At 74.0% G+C, this 16,247-nt stretch carries 18 protein-coding genes; 8 read left to right on the top strand and 10 right to left on the bottom strand.

The features are described from left to right. Positions 1 to 47 precede the first annotated feature (47 nt). Both IE318_RS02945 and IE318_RS02950 read left to right on the top strand, forming a co-directional pair. Entirely contained in the window at positions 48 to 929 is an 882-nt protein-coding gene (locus IE318_RS02945; RefSeq protein WP_189895949.1) for an SIS domain-containing protein, read from the top strand. A 30-nt stretch (positions 930 to 959) separates the two neighbouring features. Next, the gene (locus tag IE318_RS02950; protein WP_189895952.1) at positions 960 to 1,856 is read left to right on the top strand and encodes a ketose-bisphosphate aldolase; all 897 of its coding nucleotides are present in this window, start codon (positions 960 to 962) and stop codon (positions 1,854 to 1,856) included. Here the strand turns inward: IE318_RS02950 and IE318_RS02955 are convergent. After that, on the bottom strand, positions 1,846 to 2,979 hold the full coding sequence (locus IE318_RS02955; protein WP_189896422.1) for a methyltransferase: 1,134 nt from the start codon (positions 2,977 to 2,979) through the stop codon (positions 1,846 to 1,848). The genes IE318_RS02950 and IE318_RS02955 overlap by 11 nt on opposite strands. A gap of 68 nt (positions 2,980 to 3,047) precedes the next feature. Between IE318_RS02955 and IE318_RS02960 the strand changes: the two genes are divergently transcribed. Both IE318_RS02960 and IE318_RS02965 read left to right on the top strand, forming a co-directional pair. Then, positions 3,048 to 3,698, top strand: a complete 651-nt coding sequence (locus IE318_RS02960) for an alpha-ketoglutarate-dependent dioxygenase AlkB family protein (RefSeq protein WP_189895954.1) — start codon at positions 3,048 to 3,050, stop codon at positions 3,696 to 3,698. Positions 3,699 to 3,734: 36 nt separating this feature from the next. Continuing rightward, positions 3,735 to 4,973 (top strand): ROK family protein, encoded by a 1,239-nt coding sequence (locus tag IE318_RS02965; protein WP_030164399.1) that lies wholly within the window; start codon positions 3,735 to 3,737, stop codon positions 4,971 to 4,973. Positions 4,974 to 4,989: 16 nt separating this feature from the next. On the opposite strand, the gene IE318_RS02970 is transcribed toward IE318_RS02965, so the two are convergent. From IE318_RS02970 to IE318_RS02990, 5 genes are all read right to left on the bottom strand, one after another. Beyond that, positions 4,990 to 5,400, bottom strand: a complete 411-nt coding sequence (locus IE318_RS02970; protein ID WP_189895957.1) for a tautomerase family protein — start codon at positions 5,398 to 5,400, stop codon at positions 4,990 to 4,992. A 15-nt stretch (positions 5,401 to 5,415) separates the two neighbouring features. Beyond that, on the bottom strand, positions 5,416 to 5,601 hold the full coding sequence (locus IE318_RS02975) for a DUF1272 domain-containing protein (RefSeq protein ID WP_189895959.1): 186 nt from the start codon (positions 5,599 to 5,601) through the stop codon (positions 5,416 to 5,418). Positions 5,602 to 5,737: 136 nt separating this feature from the next. After that, positions 5,738 to 6,646 carry a phosphotriesterase family protein gene (locus tag IE318_RS02980; protein ID WP_189895961.1) on the bottom strand — a complete coding sequence of 303 codons (909 nt, stop codon included), beginning with the start codon at positions 6,644 to 6,646 and terminating at the stop codon, positions 5,738 to 5,740. Next, positions 6,643 to 7,254: a DUF4865 family protein gene (locus IE318_RS02985; RefSeq protein WP_189895964.1), complete on the bottom strand. Its 612-nt coding sequence runs from the start codon at positions 7,252 to 7,254 to the stop codon at positions 6,643 to 6,645. The genes IE318_RS02980 and IE318_RS02985 overlap by 4 nt, the downstream gene beginning before the upstream one ends. Positions 7,255 to 7,275: 21 nt before the next feature. Continuing rightward, on the bottom strand, positions 7,276 to 7,875 hold the full coding sequence (locus IE318_RS02990) for a TetR/AcrR family transcriptional regulator (protein ID WP_189895966.1): 600 nt from the start codon (positions 7,873 to 7,875) through the stop codon (positions 7,276 to 7,278). Positions 7,876 to 8,049: 174 nt separating this feature from the next. Between IE318_RS02990 and IE318_RS02995 the strand changes: the two genes are divergently transcribed. From IE318_RS02995 to IE318_RS03005, 3 genes are read left to right on the top strand one after another with little or no spacing between them, the layout of a single operon-like run. Further along, complete coding sequence (locus tag IE318_RS02995; protein ID WP_030164418.1) at positions 8,050 to 8,361, top strand: SHOCT domain-containing protein; 312 nt, start codon at positions 8,050 to 8,052, stop codon at positions 8,359 to 8,361. Then, positions 8,358 to 9,140 (top strand): ABC transporter ATP-binding protein, encoded by a 783-nt coding sequence (locus tag IE318_RS03000; protein WP_189895968.1) that lies wholly within the window; start codon positions 8,358 to 8,360, stop codon positions 9,138 to 9,140. Before IE318_RS02995 ends, IE318_RS03000 begins: the two co-directional genes overlap by 4 nt. Continuing rightward, entirely contained in the window at positions 9,137 to 11,698 is a 2,562-nt protein-coding gene (locus tag IE318_RS03005) for an ABC transporter permease (protein WP_189895970.1), read from the top strand. Before IE318_RS03000 ends, IE318_RS03005 begins: the two co-directional genes overlap by 4 nt. 479 nt (positions 11,699 to 12,177) lie before the next feature. Here IE318_RS03005 and IE318_RS03010 read toward each other — a convergent pair whose 3' ends face one another. Both IE318_RS03010 and IE318_RS03015 read right to left on the bottom strand, forming a co-directional pair. Next, entirely contained in the window at positions 12,178 to 12,723 is a 546-nt protein-coding gene (locus tag IE318_RS03010; RefSeq protein ID WP_229903305.1) for an ATP-binding protein, read from the bottom strand. Positions 12,724 to 12,921: 198 nt separating this feature from the next. After that, positions 12,922 to 13,245 (bottom strand): hypothetical protein, encoded by a 324-nt coding sequence (locus tag IE318_RS03015; RefSeq protein WP_189895972.1) that lies wholly within the window; start codon positions 13,243 to 13,245, stop codon positions 12,922 to 12,924. A 370-nt stretch (positions 13,246 to 13,615) separates the two neighbouring features. Between IE318_RS03015 and cds1 the strand changes: the two genes are divergently transcribed. Further along, the gene (gene cds1 / locus IE318_RS03020) at positions 13,616 to 14,740 is read left to right on the top strand and encodes an L-cysteine desulfhydrase Cds1 (RefSeq protein ID WP_030164434.1); all 1,125 of its coding nucleotides are present in this window, start codon (positions 13,616 to 13,618) and stop codon (positions 14,738 to 14,740) included. 28 nt (positions 14,741 to 14,768) lie between these two features. Here the strand turns inward: cds1 and IE318_RS03025 are convergent, their stop codons facing one another. Continuing rightward, positions 14,769 to 15,242: an SRPBCC family protein gene (locus IE318_RS03025; RefSeq protein WP_189895974.1), complete on the bottom strand. Its 474-nt coding sequence runs from the start codon at positions 15,240 to 15,242 to the stop codon at positions 14,769 to 14,771. Between the two features lie 115 nt (positions 15,243 to 15,357). After that, on the bottom strand, positions 15,358 to 16,185 hold the full coding sequence (locus IE318_RS03030) for a DeoR/GlpR family DNA-binding transcription regulator (RefSeq protein ID WP_030164439.1): 828 nt from the start codon (positions 16,183 to 16,185) through the stop codon (positions 15,358 to 15,360). Positions 16,186 to 16,247: the final 62 nt, after the last annotated feature.

Here is a 16,247-nt window from a genome sequence, read left to right on the forward strand (position 1 = left end):
GGTTATCTTGCAAGAACAATCAATCATCGCCCCGGGAGGGTGTGGCCATGAGCCATGTCGAGGACGAGCTGACCAGCCAGCCGGAGTGCTGGACCCGTGTCGCGGCCGACGCCGCCGGACACGGCGGGGCGCTGCCGGCGCCGGGGGAGCGGGTGGCGATCGTCGGCTGCGGTACGTCGTACTTCATGGCGCAGGCCGCCGCCGCGCTGCGCGAGGGCGCCGGGCAGGGCGAGACCGACGCCTTCGCCGCCTCCGAGTTCCCGCACGGGCGCTCCTACGACCGGGTCCTGGCCCTCACCCGCTCCGGCACCACCACCGAAGTGCTCGATGTGCTGGACCGGTTGAAGGGCCGCACACGTACGACGGCCGTCACCGCGGACCCCGGCACCCCGGTCATGTCGGCCGCCGACGACGTCGTCGTCCTCGACTACGCGGACGAACGCTCCGTGGTGCAGACCCGGTTCGCGACCACCGCGCTCACCCTGCTCCGGGCCCACCTCGGCCTGCACACCGACGCGGTCGTGGCCGACGCCCGCACCGCGCTGTCCCAGCTCCTGCCCGAAGGGCTCGTCGACTGCACGCAGTTCACCTTCCTGGGCCGAGGCTGGACCGTGGGCCTCGCCAACGAGGCCGGCCTGAAGATGCGCGAGGCCTCACTCTCGTGGACCGAGGCCTACCCGGCGATGGAGTACCGGCACGGCCCCATCAGCATCACCACGCAGGGCACGGCGACCTGGATGCTCGGCCGGGCGCCGGAGGGCCTCGCCGACCAGGTGCGCGCCACCGGCGGGCTGTGGGTGGACGGCGGACTCGACCCGCTCGCCGAACTCGTCCGCGCCCAGCGGCTCGCCGTCGCCGTCGCCGCGGCCCGCGGCCTCGACCCCGACCAGCCGCGCCACCTGACCCGCTCGGTGATCCTCACCCCCTGACGCCCCGACCCCACTCGGAAAGGACCGGCCGTGCCGCTTGCAGCCACCGGCGAGCTGGTCGGCGGCGCCGCCGCCGCGCGCTCCGCCGTCGTCGCCTTCAACATCATCACGCTGGAACACATCGAGGCCGTCGTCGCCGGCGCGGAGGCGGCCGGTGCGCCGGTCGTCCTCCAGGTCAGCGAGAACGCGGTCAAGTTCCGCGGCGGGCGGCTGCTGCCGCTCGCCCGCGCCGCCGTCGCCGCCGCCGAACGTGCCGCCGTGCCCGTCGCCCTGCACCTCGACCACGTGCAGAGCGACGATCTGCTGCGCCAGGCCCCCGGCGCCGGCTTCAGCTCCGTGATGTACGACGCCTCCCGGCTGCCGTACACGGAGAACCTCGCCGCGACCCGGGCTGCCGCCGCCTGGGCACACGCCCAGGGACTGTGGATCGAGGCGGAGCTGGGGGAGGTCGGCGGCAAGGACGGCCGGCCGCCGCTGGACGCCCACGCCCCCGGCGCCCGCACCGACCCCGGCGAGGCGCACGCGTTCGTCACCGACTCGGGCGTGGACGCCCTGGCCGTGGCCATCGGCAACTCCCACGCCATGACCGAGCGCACCGCGGCCCTCGACCACGACCTCGTCAAGCGCCTGGCCGGCACGCTGGACGTGCCGCTCGTCCTGCACGGCTCCTCCGGCGTGCCCGACGGCGAACTGACCGCGGCCGTCGCCGGCGGCCTCGCCAAGATCAACGTCGGCACCGCCCTGAACCTCGCCATGACCGGCGCGATCCGCGACTTCCTCACCGCCCACCCCGAGGCGGTCGACTCCCGCAAGTACCTCGGCGTGGGCCGGGAGGCGATGGCACGGGAGGTGGAACGGCTCATCGGCGTGGTCGGCACACCCGCCGCGCCTCCCACCGCCCGACGGCCCGCGCCGCCTACCGCTTGACGGCCTTCAGCACCACGAACTTCGGGTCACTGGCCACCAGCCGGCTGTTGCCGAACACCCGGCGCAGCTTGACGTGGTAGCCCAGGTGCCGGTTGCCGATCACCCACAGCTCGCCGCCGGGGCGCAGCGCGCGCCGCGCCCCGGTGAACATCCGCCAGGCCGTCGCGTCCGTGGTCGCCTGGTGCGAGTGGAAGGGCGGGTTGTTCAGCACCAGGTCCACGCTGCCGGCCGGCACCCCGGACAGACCGTCCCCGACCCGGAACTCGGCATGCTCCGGCACCCCGTTCGCCTTGTACGTCGCCTCCGCCGAGGCCACCGCCTGGAACGACTCGTCCGTGAACAGCACCTCGGCCTCGGGGTTCGCCAGCGCCATCGCCGTGCCGACGACTCCGTTGCCGCAGCCCAGGTCCACCACCCGGCGGGCCCCGCGGCCCTCGGGCAGGTGCTCGAGGAAGAAGCGGGTGCCGATGTCGAGCCGGTCGGCGCAGAAGACGCCCGCGTGGTTGACGACCCTGCGGCCGGAGACGGCGCCGACCCCGTCGGGCAGGTCGTAGCTGTACGGCCACGGGTTGGCGGGCCGGTCGCGGGACGGGTCCGGTGTGCACAGGATCAGCCGGGCCTTGCGCTCGGCGAGCGAGGTCCGCGTCGGGCCCAGGATCCGCTCGAACAGCGCGAGCGTGGAGGTGTGGATCTCCTTCACCATGCCGGTGCCGACGACGACCGTCCCCTCGTGCAGCGCGGGCGCCAGCCGCAGCAGCTGGTCCTCCAGCAGGGCGAGGCTCTTGGGGACGCGCACCAGCAGCACGTCGATCCGGCCGGGCGGCGGGTCCTGCGTGGTGAGCAGCCGTACGGCACCTGGCTCGACACCGTTGCGGGCGAGATTCCTGCGCGTCGCCTCCTGCCCGAGGAACGAGTCGGTGATCTGCACCGGACCGTGCTCGGCCAGCGCCGTCACCAGCGCGCCCCAGCGGTCCCCGACGACCACGACCGTGCCGGACAGGTCGGTCGCCTCCGCGGCAAGGTGCCGCAGCAGATACTCGTCGGAGGCGTCCCAGGCACGCAGCCGGTCACGCGGGTCCTCCGGGAACCGGGCCAGCGCGCGCTCGCCCCAGGGGGTCGTCATACCGTCGTTCATCGTCCGTCCAGGCTAGCCGAGGCCCAGCTCAGGCCCGTTCCGGCAGGATGGGACCCATGGACGCCGAGCTGTTCCCCCGGAGCCGTACGGAGATCGCGCCGGGCGCGGTGCACGTACCGGACTGGCTGGACGGGGCACGTCAGCGCGAGCTGCTCGCGGCCTGCCGGGAGTGGGCCCGCCCGCCGGCCGGTCTGCGCACGGTCCGCACGCCCGGCGGCGGCACCATGACCGCCCGGCAGGTCTGCCTCGGCCAGCACTGGTACCCGTACGCCTACGCCCGCACGGTCGTCGACGGCGACGGTGCCCCGGTCAAGCCGTTCCCGGACTGGCTGGGCGAGCTGGGGCGGCGCGCGGTGACCGACGCGCTCGGACCGGCGCCGGCCACCGGGGCGGCGTACGACATCGCGCTGATCAACTTCTACGACGCCGACGCCCGCATGGGCATGCACCGCGACAGCGACGAGAAGTCCGGCGCGCCCGTCGTCTCGCTCAGCCTCGGCGACACATGCGTGTTCCGCTTCGGCAACACCGAGACCCGAGCCAGGCCGTACACGGACGTCGAGCTGCGCAGCGGCGACCTGTTCGTCTTCGGCGGCCCGTCCCGGCTCGCGTACCACGGCGTGCCCCGGGTCCATCCGGGCACGGCACCGCCCGAGTTGGGGCTGACCGGCCGGCTGAACATCACGCTCCGCGTGAGCGGCCTGTAGACGGCCCGGTCCGCGGATCATGGGAGACTCCCCCTCATGAGCGGCAAGGCGGACCCCCGGACGGCGGGGGAAGGGACCACCTCCAGGACGCGGCTGGACCGGGGGCGCGGTGCGCTCGGGCCCGCGTTGGAGCTCGTGCACACCGGGCGCGCCCCGACCCGGGCCGTGCTCACCGCCGAGTTGGGGGTGACCCGGGCCACGGCCGGCGCGGTCGCCGCCGAGCTGGAGGCGCTCGGCCTGATCCGGGTGGACGCCCGCCCGGGCGCGGCGGCCGGCTCGCAGGGACGGCCCTCGCACCGGCTCGCGGTCGCCGAGGACGGGCCCGTCGCCCTGGCCGCGCAGGTGCACGCCGACGGCTTCCGCGCGGCCCTGGTGGGCCTGGGCGGCCGGATCGTGGCGACCGCGCCGGGCTGCGAGACCGTGGACGCCGACCCGGCCAAGGTGCTCGGCTCCGTCGTCGAGGCCGGCGCCGAGCTGCTGCGCGGCACCGGACGCCGCTGCGTCGGCGCCGGGCTCGCCGTGCCCTCCGCGGTCGCCGAACCGGAGGGTCTGGCGCTGAACCCGCTCCATCTGGCCTGGCCCCCGGGCGCGCCCGTGAGGGAGCTCTTCGCCGAGTGCGTGCGCGCGGCCGGGATCACGGGCCCGGCGTTCGCGGCCAACGACGTCAACCTCGCCGCGCTCGCCGAGCACCGGCACGGCGCCGGGCGCGGCGCCCGCGACCTGCTGTGCGTGGCCACCGGGCACCGGGGCGTGGGCGGTGCGCTGGTGCTGGACGGGCGGCTGCACACCGGCAGTTCGGGCCTGGCCCTCGAAGTCGGCCACCTCACCGTCAACCCGGAGGGCCGCCCCTGCCACTGCGGCAGCCGCGGCTGCCTCGACGTGGAGGCCGACCCGCTGGCCTTCCTCACCGCGGCGGGCCGCGAACCGGGACCGGAGGTGTCACTACTGCAGCAGGCCAACGACCTGATCCGGCACCACTACGACGACCCGGCCGTCCGCACGGCCACCGAGGCCCTGATCGACCGCCTCGGCCTGGGCCTCGCGGGCCTGGTGAACATCCTCAACCCGGACCGGATCATCCTCGGCGGGCTGCACCGCACCCTGCTCGACGCCGACCCGGACCGGCTGCGCGCGGTCGTCGCCGACCGCAGTCTGTGGGGCCGCAGCGGCGGTGTCCCCATCCTGCCCTGCACCCTGGACCACAACAGCCTGGTCGGCGCCGCCGAGATGGCCTGGCAGCCGGTCCTGGACGACCCGCTGGGCGCACTGGCCTGAGCCGCCCCGGAAGCGGTCAGGCCCTCCTGTCCGGTGCGGACCGTCCGGCGAGGTACTGCGCCACGCCGTGGCCCAGCGACCAGTCGGCGGGCCCGTTCTCGGTGACGGTGACGAACACGTTGCGGGGCTCGGTCCCGGCGTAGGCCTCGGCGAGTTCGGCGATGCGCCGGTACAGCGCCTGCTTCTGCGCGTCGGTGCGGCCGGAGCGCATGGTGATCGCGACGTAGACGATGCCCTCGTCGCGGTGCACGCCGAGGTAGTCGTCGTAGCGCAGGGTGCCGCGGGTGCCGTCGTGGGCGGTGAGCACCTGGAACCGGTCGTCGGGCGGGACACCGAGCGTCTCGACCAGGGCGTCGTGCACCGCGCGGCCGAGCGTGTCGAGCCGGCCGGCGCCGGCCCCGAGGACGTCGATACGGACCAGGGGCATGGGCGGGGGTTCCTTTCAGGTGGCCGCGGTGCGGCGGGGTCTGGGGACCAGTTCGCCGCCGCAGTTGGGGCAGACGTGGTGCATTCCTTCGGCGCAGGGCACGCAGAAGGTGCACTCGTAGGAGCAGATCCGGGCCGGTGCGTCCGGCGGCAGGGCGGCGGTCTCGCAGCGTTCGCAGTGGTCGCGCATCTCCAGGGCCATGGTCGTCGCCTTTCCTCCTGTCGGTGGCCGGGTCCTTCCATCCTCGGGCCGGGCGCGGCCTCGGGAAGATCGGCCCGGGCCAAGGTTGCGCAGGATCGGGCCGGACGGCCGACCCGGCGCGGTGGGCGGGCCGTGCTCAGCGCCAGTCGGTGGCGAACGCCGCGGCCGGGTTGTCCGTGAGGATGCGGTCGACGAGCTCCGTGCCGAGCTCGGCGGCGAGTCGCGGACGGAGCCGACGCAGCAGGTACGGCATGCCGGGGCCGCCGTCGACCGACCGCGCGCCCGCGACCACCGTGTCGCCGCCGAGCAGCAGCCGGTGGCCGAACCCGGCCTCGGCAAGGGCCCGTACCGCTTCGGGCATGCGCCAGTCGGTGGCGTGGTGGGTGCGGGACGGGCCGTCGAAGGCGAGATAGCAGCCGCTCCGCGCCGCCTCGCGCTGCACCACGGGGTCGGGGAAGCGGTTGAGGTGCCCGAGGATCACCCGGTGCGGCGGCATCTCCGACTCGCCGCACAGCAGGTCCAGTACATCGAGGGCCGCCGTACCCAGCTCCAGGTGGACCGCGACGGGCGCGCCCGTGGCGTGGTGGGCCTCGGCCGCCGCTCTCATCGTCCAGCGGGCGTGCGCGTCCAGGCCGTGGAAACCGCCGGCGACCTTGACGAGCCCGGCCCGGACCCCCGACGGGCCGATCCCCGTGGTCAGTTCGGAGACGAAGACCTCCGCGAGCCGGCCGCGCAGCGCGGCGAGCTCCTCCTGGTCGTAGTGGACCGCCTGGTGCAGCCCCGTCGCGCACACCAGGTGCACCCCGGCCGCCCGGGAGAGCAGCGGCAGGTCGGCGGCCCGGCGCCCCAGCCCGTACGGCGTCCACTGCACCACACTCCGTCCGCCCGCCGCGCGGAACGCGTCCAGTTCCGCCCGCGCCGCCGCCGCGTCGGCCAGTTCCCGGCCGGGCAGCTGAGGACTGTGGAAGAACAGGTGGTCGTGGGCGTCCGTCACGCCCAGCTCCCCGGGGGCGACATCGCCGAGAACCGTACGGACGGCGATCACCACTGGCGCCCCCGCGGCAGCGTCTTCCGCCCGGGCTGGGACACGTGCAGGACCTGGAACACCTCGCCCTCACCCGGGCCCTCGCCCACGGCCGCCTCGGCCGCGGGCTCCCGGTGCGCCCAGAGCGAGAAGCGCACCAGCTCCCAGCGGCTGGTGTCCACCGCCGCTGCCGCGAGCACCGCACCGTCCCGGGCGGCCAGCCGCCGGGTCGCGTCCACCTCCTCCGCCATGAAGTCCGCGAGCACCACGCCCTCGGGGACGGGGCGACGATGCCGTACGGCGACGGCGGCGGACGCGTCCGCGGCGGCGCCCTCCTCGTGGACCAGGCCGGTCCACTGCCGCACCACGGGCCGCCCGAAGTCACTGGCCAGCCCCTGGAAGGCGCCTCCCCACAGGAAGGTGTTCATGCCCTCCACGGTGTTCCACAGGTAGAACGGGCCGTACTGGTTGACCGGCGAGCCGTCGACCCCCCGCTCGCGCATCAGATACGCCTTGAGACCGAGCCCCTCCCAGTCGTCGAGCAGGTGCCCGATCCGGGCCACGCGGCCCCGGATCACCCCCATGTCGTAGTCGGCGGGCAGGGTCAGTTCGTACTGCATCGCGTGCATCGTGAGGGTGGTCCTTCCCCGTCAGGTCTCGGGCCGGTCGGTCGTCGTGGAGCGCGAGGCGAGCAGGGAGAGCAGTCCGCGCACGCCGGTGTCGAAGGCGGCGGGGGAGCCGGAGGCGCGTGCGAGGACGTAGCCGCCCTGCACGGTCGCGAGGATCGTCGCCGCGATCTCCTCGCCGTCGAGCCAGGGCGCGAACTGACCCTGCTCCTTGCCCTCCTCGACGATCCCGGCGAGCCGCTCACGGATCCGGTCGAGCGTCTCGTCGACCGGTGCGCGCAGTTCGGCGCTGGCGACGACGTCCGGGTCCATGGTCAGCCGGCCGACCGGGCAGCCGCGCAGCACATCGCGTTCGCGCCGCAGATACGCCTCGATGCGTTCGTACGGCGTTCCCGGGCCGGCGAGTACTCCCTCCGCAGTGGCGCGCAGCTCCTCGGCGGTGCGCCGTATCGCGGCCAGCGCCAGGTCGTGCTTGCCCTTGAAGTGGTGGTACATGCTGCCCTGCCCGGCGCCCGCGCGCTCCAGGATCGCCTTGGGGCTGGTGCCCACGTAGCCGCGTTCCCACAGCAGCTCGCGGGTGGACTCGATCAGTCGCTCCGGGGTGCTCATACAGCCACTGTACATACTAGTAGGTACAGAAGTCGACAGTACGTCGCCGTCCTCGGGAAGCAGCCCCGGCACGGCCCCGTACTCCCCGCGAGGTACGCGCACTGCCGCTGGCCGTACGACGACCCGGACCCCACCCGGGAGCCAGGCTCGATACATCACCGGACAACCCTTCCGAGGAGATGAACCGAGATGCAGACACTGGCGGACTGGAACGGCCATCCCGGGCCGTGGATCCTCTTCTTCCCGCTGATCTGGGCGGCCGTGGTCGTCGGCGTGGTCACAGTCCTGCGCCGCACGGCGTGGCGCGGTCGCGGCGGCCCGTGGCGCGGCGTGGCCGCCGGCCCCTGGCGCGGCGTCGACGGCCGCCCCGCCGGCGACTCCCCGCTCGCCGTCCTCGGCCGCCGCTTCGCCTCGGGCGAGATCGACGAGGACGAGTACTGGCGCCGTATGTCGGTGCTGGAGGAGCAGTTCGGCCGTCCGGGCAAGGACGGTGCCCTGTGACCGCCACGACCGCCGCCGCCACCGGATCCTCCACACCGGGACCGGCCGCCCGCACGGCCGCCCGGGTCACCGACGCCGTCAAGGTCTACGGCGCGGGCGACACCACCGTACGGGCCCTGGACGGGGTGACCGTCGGCTTCGCCGCCGGACGCTTCACCGCGATCATGGGGCCCTCCGGCTCCGGCAAGTCCACCCTGATGCACTGCGCGGCCGGGCTCGACACGCTCACCTCCGGCACCGCCCACATCGGGGACACCGAACTGAGCGCCCTCGACGACCGCCGCCTCACCCTGCTGCGCCGCGACCGCATCGGCTTCGTCTTCCAGCAGTTCAACCTGGTGCCGACGCTGACCGTGGCGGAGAACATCACGTTGCCGCTGGACCTGGCGGGCGCCAGGGGCGACGCGGAGTGGATCGACGCGCTCGTCGACGTCGTCGGACTGCGCGACCGTCTGCGCCACCGGCCCGCCGAGCTCTCCGGCGGACAGCAGCAACGCGTCGCCGTGGCCCGGGCGTTCGCCGGGCGCCCCGACGTGGTCTTCGCCGACGAGCCCACCGGCAACCTCGACTCCCGCTCCGGCCAGGAGGTGCTGGGCCTGCTCGGCCGCGCCGTACGGCAGATGGACCGCACGGTCGTCATGGTCACCCACGACCCGGTCGCCGCCGCCCACGCCGACGAGGTCCTCTTCCTCGCCGACGGACGCCTGGTCGACCGCATGGAGTCCCCCACCGCCGACAAGGTCCTGGACCGCATGAAGGCCTTCGAGGTGAGGACATGAACACCTCCGTCCGGCTCAGCCTCTCCTCGCTGCGGGCCCACAGGCGGCGCTTCGCCGGCACCTTCCTCGCGGTGTTCCTCGGCGTCTCCTTCCTGGCCGGGACGCTCGTCATGGGGGACACGCTGCGCTCCGGTTTCGACTCGATGTTCGGCAAGGCGACCGGCGGCACGGACGCCGTCGTGCGCAGCGCCGACACCATCACCACACCCGGCGAGAGCCAGGGCGTACGGCAGCCGGTGCACACCTCGCTGGTGAAGACCCTCGAGCGGGTCCCCGGCGTCGCGGCCGCCGCCCCGGACATCCAGGGCGCGGGCCAGCTCGTGGGCAGGAACGGCAAGCCCATCGGCGGCCAGGGCCCGCCCACCGTCGCCGGCAACTGGATCACCGACCCCACGCTCAACCCGTATCAGCTCGCCGAGGGCCGCGCCCCCGCGAAGACCGGCGAGGTCGTCGTCAACCGCGGCACCGCGAAGAAGGGCGGCCTGCGGATCGGCGACACCACCACCCTGCGCACCCCGGATCCCGTCCGGGTGACGATCGTGGGCCTCGCCACCTTCGGCGGCGAGGACGGGATGGCGCAGGTCACCTTCACCGGCATGACCCAGGCGGACGCGGAGAAGTACCTGACCGCCCCGCCCGGCGAGGCGGCGAGCATCCAGGTGCGGGCCGCGTCCGGCGTGAGCCAGGCGGAACTCGTCCACCGGCTGACTCCCGTCCTGCCCAAGGGAGTCGAGGCCATCACCGGTCAGGAGTCCGCGCAGGAGAACACCGACATGATCTCCAGCCAGTTCCTGACCATCTTCACCACCTTCCTGCTGGTCTTCTCCGGCGTCGCCCTGCTGGTGGCGACCTTCTCCATCCACAACACCTTCGCGATCGTCGTCACCCAGCGCGCCCGCGAGAACGCGCTGCTGCGCGCCCTCGGCGCATCCCGCCGCCAGGTGACCGCCTCCGCCCTCGCCGAGGCGAGCGCCGTCGCGCTCACCGCGTCCGCCGCCGGGCTGGCGGGCGGCATCGGGATCGCCGCCGGGCTGCAGGCGCTGTTCCCGGCGATCGGGTTCCCCTTCCCGGACGCCGACCTGGTCGTCAAGCCGCTGTCGATGGTGCTGCCGCCGCTGGTCGGCGTGGTCGTCTGCCTGGCGTCGGCGCTCGCGCCCGCCGTGCGGGCGGGCCGCACCGCGCCGCTGGCCGCGCTGCGCGAGACGGCCGTCGACTCCTCCGGCGCCTCCCGCACGCGCGCGATCGCCGGCACCGGTCTCGCCGCACTGGCGATCGCGGCCACCCTGACGGGCGTCCTGGTCTCCCCGTCCGTCTGGCTGGCCGGCCTCGGCGCCGTGCTCGCCCTCGTCGCCTTCGTCGTCCTCGGCCCGGTCGCCTCCACCACCGTCGTACGGCTGCTCGGCGGGCCGCTCGACCGGCTGCGCGGCGTCACCGGCGCCCTCGCCCGGCGCAACGCCCTGCGCAGCCCGAAGCGCACCGCCGCGACCGCGAGCGCGCTGATGATCGGGGTCGCCGTCGTGTCACTGTTCACGGTCTTCGGCGCCTCGCTCAAGGCCACCATGGACCAGACGGTCTCCCGTTCCTTCGCGGGCGACCTCGCCGTGAGCACGCCGTCCTTCGGCGCCGGCGGCAGCGGGCTGAGCCCCCGGCTCGCGGGGGCGATCCAGCGACTGCCCGAGGTGGACACGGCCGTCGGACTGGGCCGGGGCGTCGCCGAGGTGGACGGCAAGGGACGGTCCCTGACCGTCACCGACCCCGCCGCGCTCGCCCGCACCTTCGACCTGGGCACGGTCCAGGGCTCCCTGGGCGACCTGGGCGCCGACGGACTCGCCCTGACCCGGAACGAGGCCGACAAGCAGGGCCTGACGACCGGCGACAAGGCGCGGCTCACCTTCACCGACGGCAGGACGGAGACCTTCACGGTCCGCGCGGTCTACGGCCGGTCCGAACTCGCCGGTGACTACGTCATCACCCGCCAGGCCTGGGCCCCGCACCGCACCCAGGACTCCGACACGCTCGTCGCCGTCTCCCTCAAGCCGGGGGTGAGCGCGGACACGGGCAAGGCCGCCATAGAGAAAGTCGCCGCCCGGTACGGCAACCCGCAGGTGCAGACCCGCGGCGAGTACGCGCAGTCCTCGGCGGGCGGCATCGACATGATGCTCACCCTCGTCTACGCCCTGCTCGCCCTCGCGGTCCTCATCGCGCTGCTCGGCATCGCCAACACGCTGACGCTGGCGATCCACGAACGCACCCGGGAACTCGGCCTGTTGCGGGCCGTCGGTCAGACCCGCTCCCAGGTGCGGGCCATGGTCCGCTGGGAGTCGGTGCTGGTGGCCGCCTTCGGCACGGCCGGCGGGCTCGCCCTGGGCGCCTTCCTCGGCTGGGTACTGGTGAAGGCGTCCGACGGCGCGAGCGACACGGCGTTCGCCTTCTCCCTGCCGCCGGCGCGGCTCGCGGTGGTGGCCCTCGTGGGCATCACGGCCGGCGCCCTGGCCGGTCTGCGCCCGGCCCGGCGCGCGGCCCGCCTGGACGTCCTGCGGGCCATCGCGACGGAATGACCGCCGCACCGGCGCTGACACGGCACCGCGAGCCGGTCGGTCACGGTCGGTGAGCTGTCCCGACCGCGGCCGAACGGCTGTCCGTGAGCGCGGGCGGCGGAAGAGCCGGCGGCCTCGTCACCGCTGTGACGAGGCCGCCGACCGGGTGAAGAGACGCCACCCGGTGACACGCCGAGCCGACCCGGCAGGCATGTCGGACGTGAACGGGCGGGCGGACGTGAACGGGCGGGCGGGCGCACCATATGCGTACTATCCCGCACGCAGCCCGCCCGGGCACGGGAGGCGTGCCATGGCCGGCGGGGCGGCATGGCGAGCGCGTCCGGTCGGCGGTCTGGTGCGGCGGGCACGGTCGCCCGCCGACGCGCCGATGCGCCGATGCGCTGACGCGCCGACACGCCGCCCGTGGCGATCGGCGGCGCCGCGTACCGTCGCGTACGCGGTGCTGCCGGTCGCCGTAGGGCGCGTCGGTCACCGCCCGGTCAGCCGGGAACGGCGGACCGGGCGGGAGCGTGGGCGGGCGGCCTGGCGCCGTCGAGCGCGGGCTCGGGCGCCGTGAAACGACGCACGGGCTGGTCCGGGGTCGCCAACCGCGGGACGCGTGTCGGCACGCCGACCGGGCCGCCGGAGGTCGGCAGGGTGAACCAGACCACCTTGCCCTGCTCGCCGTCCGGGCGTGCGCCCCAGCTCTCGCTCATCGCGGCCACCATCGCCAGCCCGCGGCCTTCGGTGGCCAGCGGCGCGATCTCGCCCAGGTCCTCCACCACGGGAAGACGCGGATCGTGGTCGCGCACGGAGACCGTGAGCCGGTCGAGCAGCAGCTCGAGCTCGACCGTGCACAACTTGTCGGGCCGGGCGTGCTGGTGGACGTTGGTCAGCAACTCCGTCACACCGAGCGCCGCCCGGTCGATCAGAGGGTCAAGATGCCAGTAGCGCAAGTGCGCCGATACGATTCTGCGGACCTGGCCGATCCGCGACGGCAGGGCTTGGAGCTCCACCGTGCAGTGCCTGCTTGGGTGACTGATCACGGCTGCGACTCCCCGACGTTGAGGTCCGGAAGAACACGACGTTTCGGATGCAGCAGGACGCCTGCGTGACACTGCCGCCTGCTGTCGTGGCCGGCGGGCTGGTTCGCAGCGTTATCGCCGGTAAACCCAGAGTGACGTGAGACCAGCGTGACGCAAGGGGTTCGGCACCGCAACTTCGAGCCACCTTCGCGACCGGCGTCAGCCGCCGCGTCCCGCCGCCCTGCGGACGGCCTCGACGAACCGGCGTGCCGCCGGCGGTCCCGCCTCGCCCGGAGCGGGGTCCGCCGCGCCCAGGGTCAGCGAGTAGCGGTTGCCGTTGAGGTCGGCGAGCGCCCGGTCGGCGGGGCCCAGCCAGGGCCTGGACGCGCGCACCGCCCGCACCGGCGCGCTGTCGATCTCGCTGCCGTAGCTGGTGAGCAACTCCAGCCTGCCGTCGCTGATCCGGATCCGCCCGGCCCGGGTGATCGAGCGCAGCCGTCGGGCGATCCGCACGCCCGTGGCCGTGAACTCCGGTTCCGCCATCGCTGCCGCCCCCTCGTGCGTGCCGCCGGCTCCTGGCTCCGCACCGTCCCGAGCCGACGTGGTCCGTCCGGGATCCCGTGGGCGTCCCGTCGGGCTCTTCGTCCCGCGCGGTGGAGTCTGCCCCCCTTCGGCACGCGGCACCAGTGCACGCGGCCCCTTCCCGGCCGGCGCCCGGAGCATTCGCGCGAATGCGCCCCCACCGATGCGCGCCGTGCGCCGGTGACGCGCCCCTGGCGAGCCGTTCCCCAGGCCCGACTTTGATCCGCCCAAAGTGGCGTTTATGCAGGTGAGAAGCGTGCGGAAGGTGTCTATCATCGGTGGCGTCCGGCCGCGCGACACGCCGTCGGCGCCCAGAGTGAGGAGTCCCGCCGTGAGCACCATCGAGCAGCGCCGGACCGGTGAAACACTGGACCTCGACCGCAGCGACAGCGGCTACCGGGACTGGCTCAAAGAGGCCGTCCGCAAGGTCCAGGCGGACGCCAACCGGTCGGCCGACACCCACCTGCTGCGCTTCCCGCTGCCCGAGGACTGGGGCATCGACCTGTATCTGAAGGACGAGTCGACGCACCCGACCGGCAGCCTCAAGCACCGCCTGGCCCGCTCCTTGTTCCTCTACGGCCTGTGCAACGGCTGGATCCGGCCCGGCCGCCCGGTGATCGAGGCCTCCAGCGGCTCGACGGCCGTCTCCGAGGCGTACTTCGCGAAGCTGATCGGCGTGCCCTTCATCGCGGTGATGCCCCGCACGACGAGCGCCGAGAAGTGCCGTCTGATCGAGTTCCACGGCGGGCGGTGCCACTTCGTGGACGACCCGCGCACCATGTACGAGGCCTCCGCCCGGCTCGCAGTGGAGACCGGCGGCCACTACATGGACCAGTTCACCTACGCCGAGCGGGCCACGGACTGGCGCGGCAACAACAACATCGCCGAATCCATCTTCCGCCAACTGGAGTTGGAGCGTTTCCCGGAGCCCGCGTGGATCGTCGCCACCGCCGGCACCGGCGGCACCTCCGCGACCATCGCGCGCTACGTCCACTACATGCAGTACGACACCCGCATCTGTGTCGCCGACCCGGACAACTCCTGCTTCTTCGAGGGCTGGGCGACCGGCGATCCGGACGTCACCTGCGACTGCGGCTCGCGCATCGAGGGCATCGGCCGGCCGCGGATGGAACCGAGCTTCGTGCCCGGCGCCATCGACCGGATGATGAAGGTGCCCGACGCGGCCGCCGTCGCCGCCGTACGGGCACTGGAAGGGGCCATCGGCCGCAAGGCGGGCGGCTCGACCGGCACCGGACTGTGGAGCGCCCTGAAGATCGTCGCCGAGATGCTGGCCGAGGGACGCCAGGGCAGCGTGGTCACCCTGCTGTGCGACCCGGGCGACCGCTACCTCGACAAGTACTACTCGGACACATGGCTGGCCGAACAGGGCCTGGACAGCGCCCCGTACACGGCCGCGATCGGCACCTTCCTCGCCACGGGGGAGTGGCCCCGCTGAGCCGGACGGCCGGTGTGTCCCGGGCCGGTCAGCGCCCGGACAGGCGCCGGTCCAGGGCGGTCACGGCACCCCGGAAGGCACGCCCGAATCCCACCCGGCCCAGAGAGACGGCGAGCCGGAAGACCGCCGTACCGTCGGCGGCGACGGTCCACCGCACCCGCGTGCCCGTCCCGGCCGGAGCCAGCCGCCACTCCTCGACCAGCGCACGGGCGCCCGGCGCGTTGGTGACGTCGACGCGGTAGGCGTACACCTCGGGGGACCGGGCGACGAGGACCGCCTCCTCGAACCGTGTCCCGCCCCAGAGCCGGATGTCCCGCTTGGCGCCGTCCCCGAGTGGCCGCGCGGAGGTCACCGCCGGGAACCACTGCGCCCAGCCCGGCACGTCCTCGGCGAGCGCGGAGAAGACCCGCTCGGGGGAGGCGGCGACCTCCCGTGCGAAGACCAGCCGTACCGGCGCGGTCTCCACGAAGCCGCTCTCCACGGGACGCAGACGGTGAGCCATGGACAGGGCCCCCTTCACGCACGGCGACAAGGCGGTGGCACGAGCACCGCCGCCACCGTAGCTGATGCCCTCTCAGCCGTCTCCCGCGGGCCCGTCAGCGGTCTCCCGCAGGCCCTCAGACGTCTTCCCCGTCCCCCGGCTCGCCCGCCACCACCAGCCGCAGGTGCTCCGAGATCTCCGCGCGCGCCTCGGCCGGGAGCCCGGCATCCGTCACCAGCGTGTCGATCCGCTCCAGCGTGGCGAAGGAACTCAGGCCCACCACACCCCACTTGGTGTGGTCGGCGACCACCACGACCCGCCGCGCGGACTGCACCAGCCGCCGGTTGGTCTCGGCCTCCGCGAGGTTCGGCGTCGACAGACCGGCCTCGGCCGATATCCCGTGCACGCCGAGGAACAGCATGTCGAAGTGGAGCGCGGCGATCGCCTGGTCGGCCACCGGCCCCACCAGCGAGTCGGACGGGGTGCGCACCCCGCCGGTCAGCACCACCGTCGCCGCGCCCTGCCGCTGGCCCGAGGCGCGCTGCGCGGTGTGGAAGACGTCCGCCACCCGCACCGAGTTGGTGACCACCGTCAGGTCCGGCACGTCCACCAGATGATGGGCCAGCGCGTACGTCGTCGTACCGCCCGACAGGGCGATCGCCGTGCCCGGTGCGACCAGCCGCGCCGCCGCCCGCGCGATGTCCTCCTTGGCCGTGAGCTCCAGACCCGACTTGGCCTCGAAGCCCGGCTCGTGCGTGCTGGCCTCCACCACCGGAACCGCGCCGCCGTGCACCTTCTCCAGCACACCCTGGCGGGCCAGCGCGTCCAGGTCGCGGCGGATCGTCATGTCCGACACGCCGAGCTTCCGGGTCAGCTCGTTGACCCGGACACCGCCACGGCGGCGGACCTCGTCCAGGATCAGGGCGCGCCGCTGCTCCGCGAGGAGGTTCTGATTCTCACTCACGTGGGCTCCGGTTCCTTTCGCCTCACACCGTCCGACACGCCCGGCGTACCCACCCCGACGAG

It is taken from the genome of Streptomyces spiralis (assembly GCF_014654675.1).
Lineage (GTDB): Bacteria > Actinomycetota > Actinomycetes > Streptomycetales > Streptomycetaceae > Streptomyces > Streptomyces spiralis.

Bases quoted from the DNA above. Each gene is read 5' to 3' on its own strand.
- IE318_RS02945 (WP_189895949.1), top strand. From the start codon at position 48: ATGAGCCATGTCGAGGACGAGCTGACCAGCCAGCCGGAGTGCTGGACC.
- IE318_RS02955 (WP_189896422.1), bottom strand. From the start codon at position 2,979: ATGACGACCCCCTGGGGCGAGCGCGCGCTGGCCCGGTTCCCGGAGGAC.
- IE318_RS02960 (WP_189895954.1), top strand. From the start codon at position 3,048: ATGGACGCCGAGCTGTTCCCCCGGAGCCGTACGGAGATCGCGCCGGGC.
- IE318_RS02965 (WP_030164399.1), top strand. From the start codon at position 3,735: ATGAGCGGCAAGGCGGACCCCCGGACGGCGGGGGAAGGGACCACCTCC.
- IE318_RS02970 (WP_189895957.1), bottom strand. From the start codon at position 5,400: ATGCCCCTGGTCCGTATCGACGTCCTCGGGGCCGGCGCCGGCCGGCTC.
- IE318_RS02975 (WP_189895959.1), bottom strand. From the start codon at position 5,601: ATGGCCCTGGAGATGCGCGACCACTGCGAACGCTGCGAGACCGCCGCC.
- IE318_RS02985 (WP_189895964.1), bottom strand. From the start codon at position 7,254: ATGCACGCGATGCAGTACGAACTGACCCTGCCCGCCGACTACGACATG.
- IE318_RS02990 (WP_189895966.1), bottom strand. From the start codon at position 7,875: ATGTACAGTGGCTGTATGAGCACCCCGGAGCGACTGATCGAGTCCACC.
- IE318_RS02995 (WP_030164418.1), top strand. From the start codon at position 8,050: ATGCAGACACTGGCGGACTGGAACGGCCATCCCGGGCCGTGGATCCTC.
- IE318_RS03005 (WP_189895970.1), top strand. From the start codon at position 9,137: ATGAACACCTCCGTCCGGCTCAGCCTCTCCTCGCTGCGGGCCCACAGG.
- IE318_RS03015 (WP_189895972.1), bottom strand. From the start codon at position 13,245: ATGGCGGAACCGGAGTTCACGGCCACGGGCGTGCGGATCGCCCGACGG.
- IE318_RS03025 (WP_189895974.1), bottom strand. From the start codon at position 15,242: ATGGCTCACCGTCTGCGTCCCGTGGAGAGCGGCTTCGTGGAGACCGCG.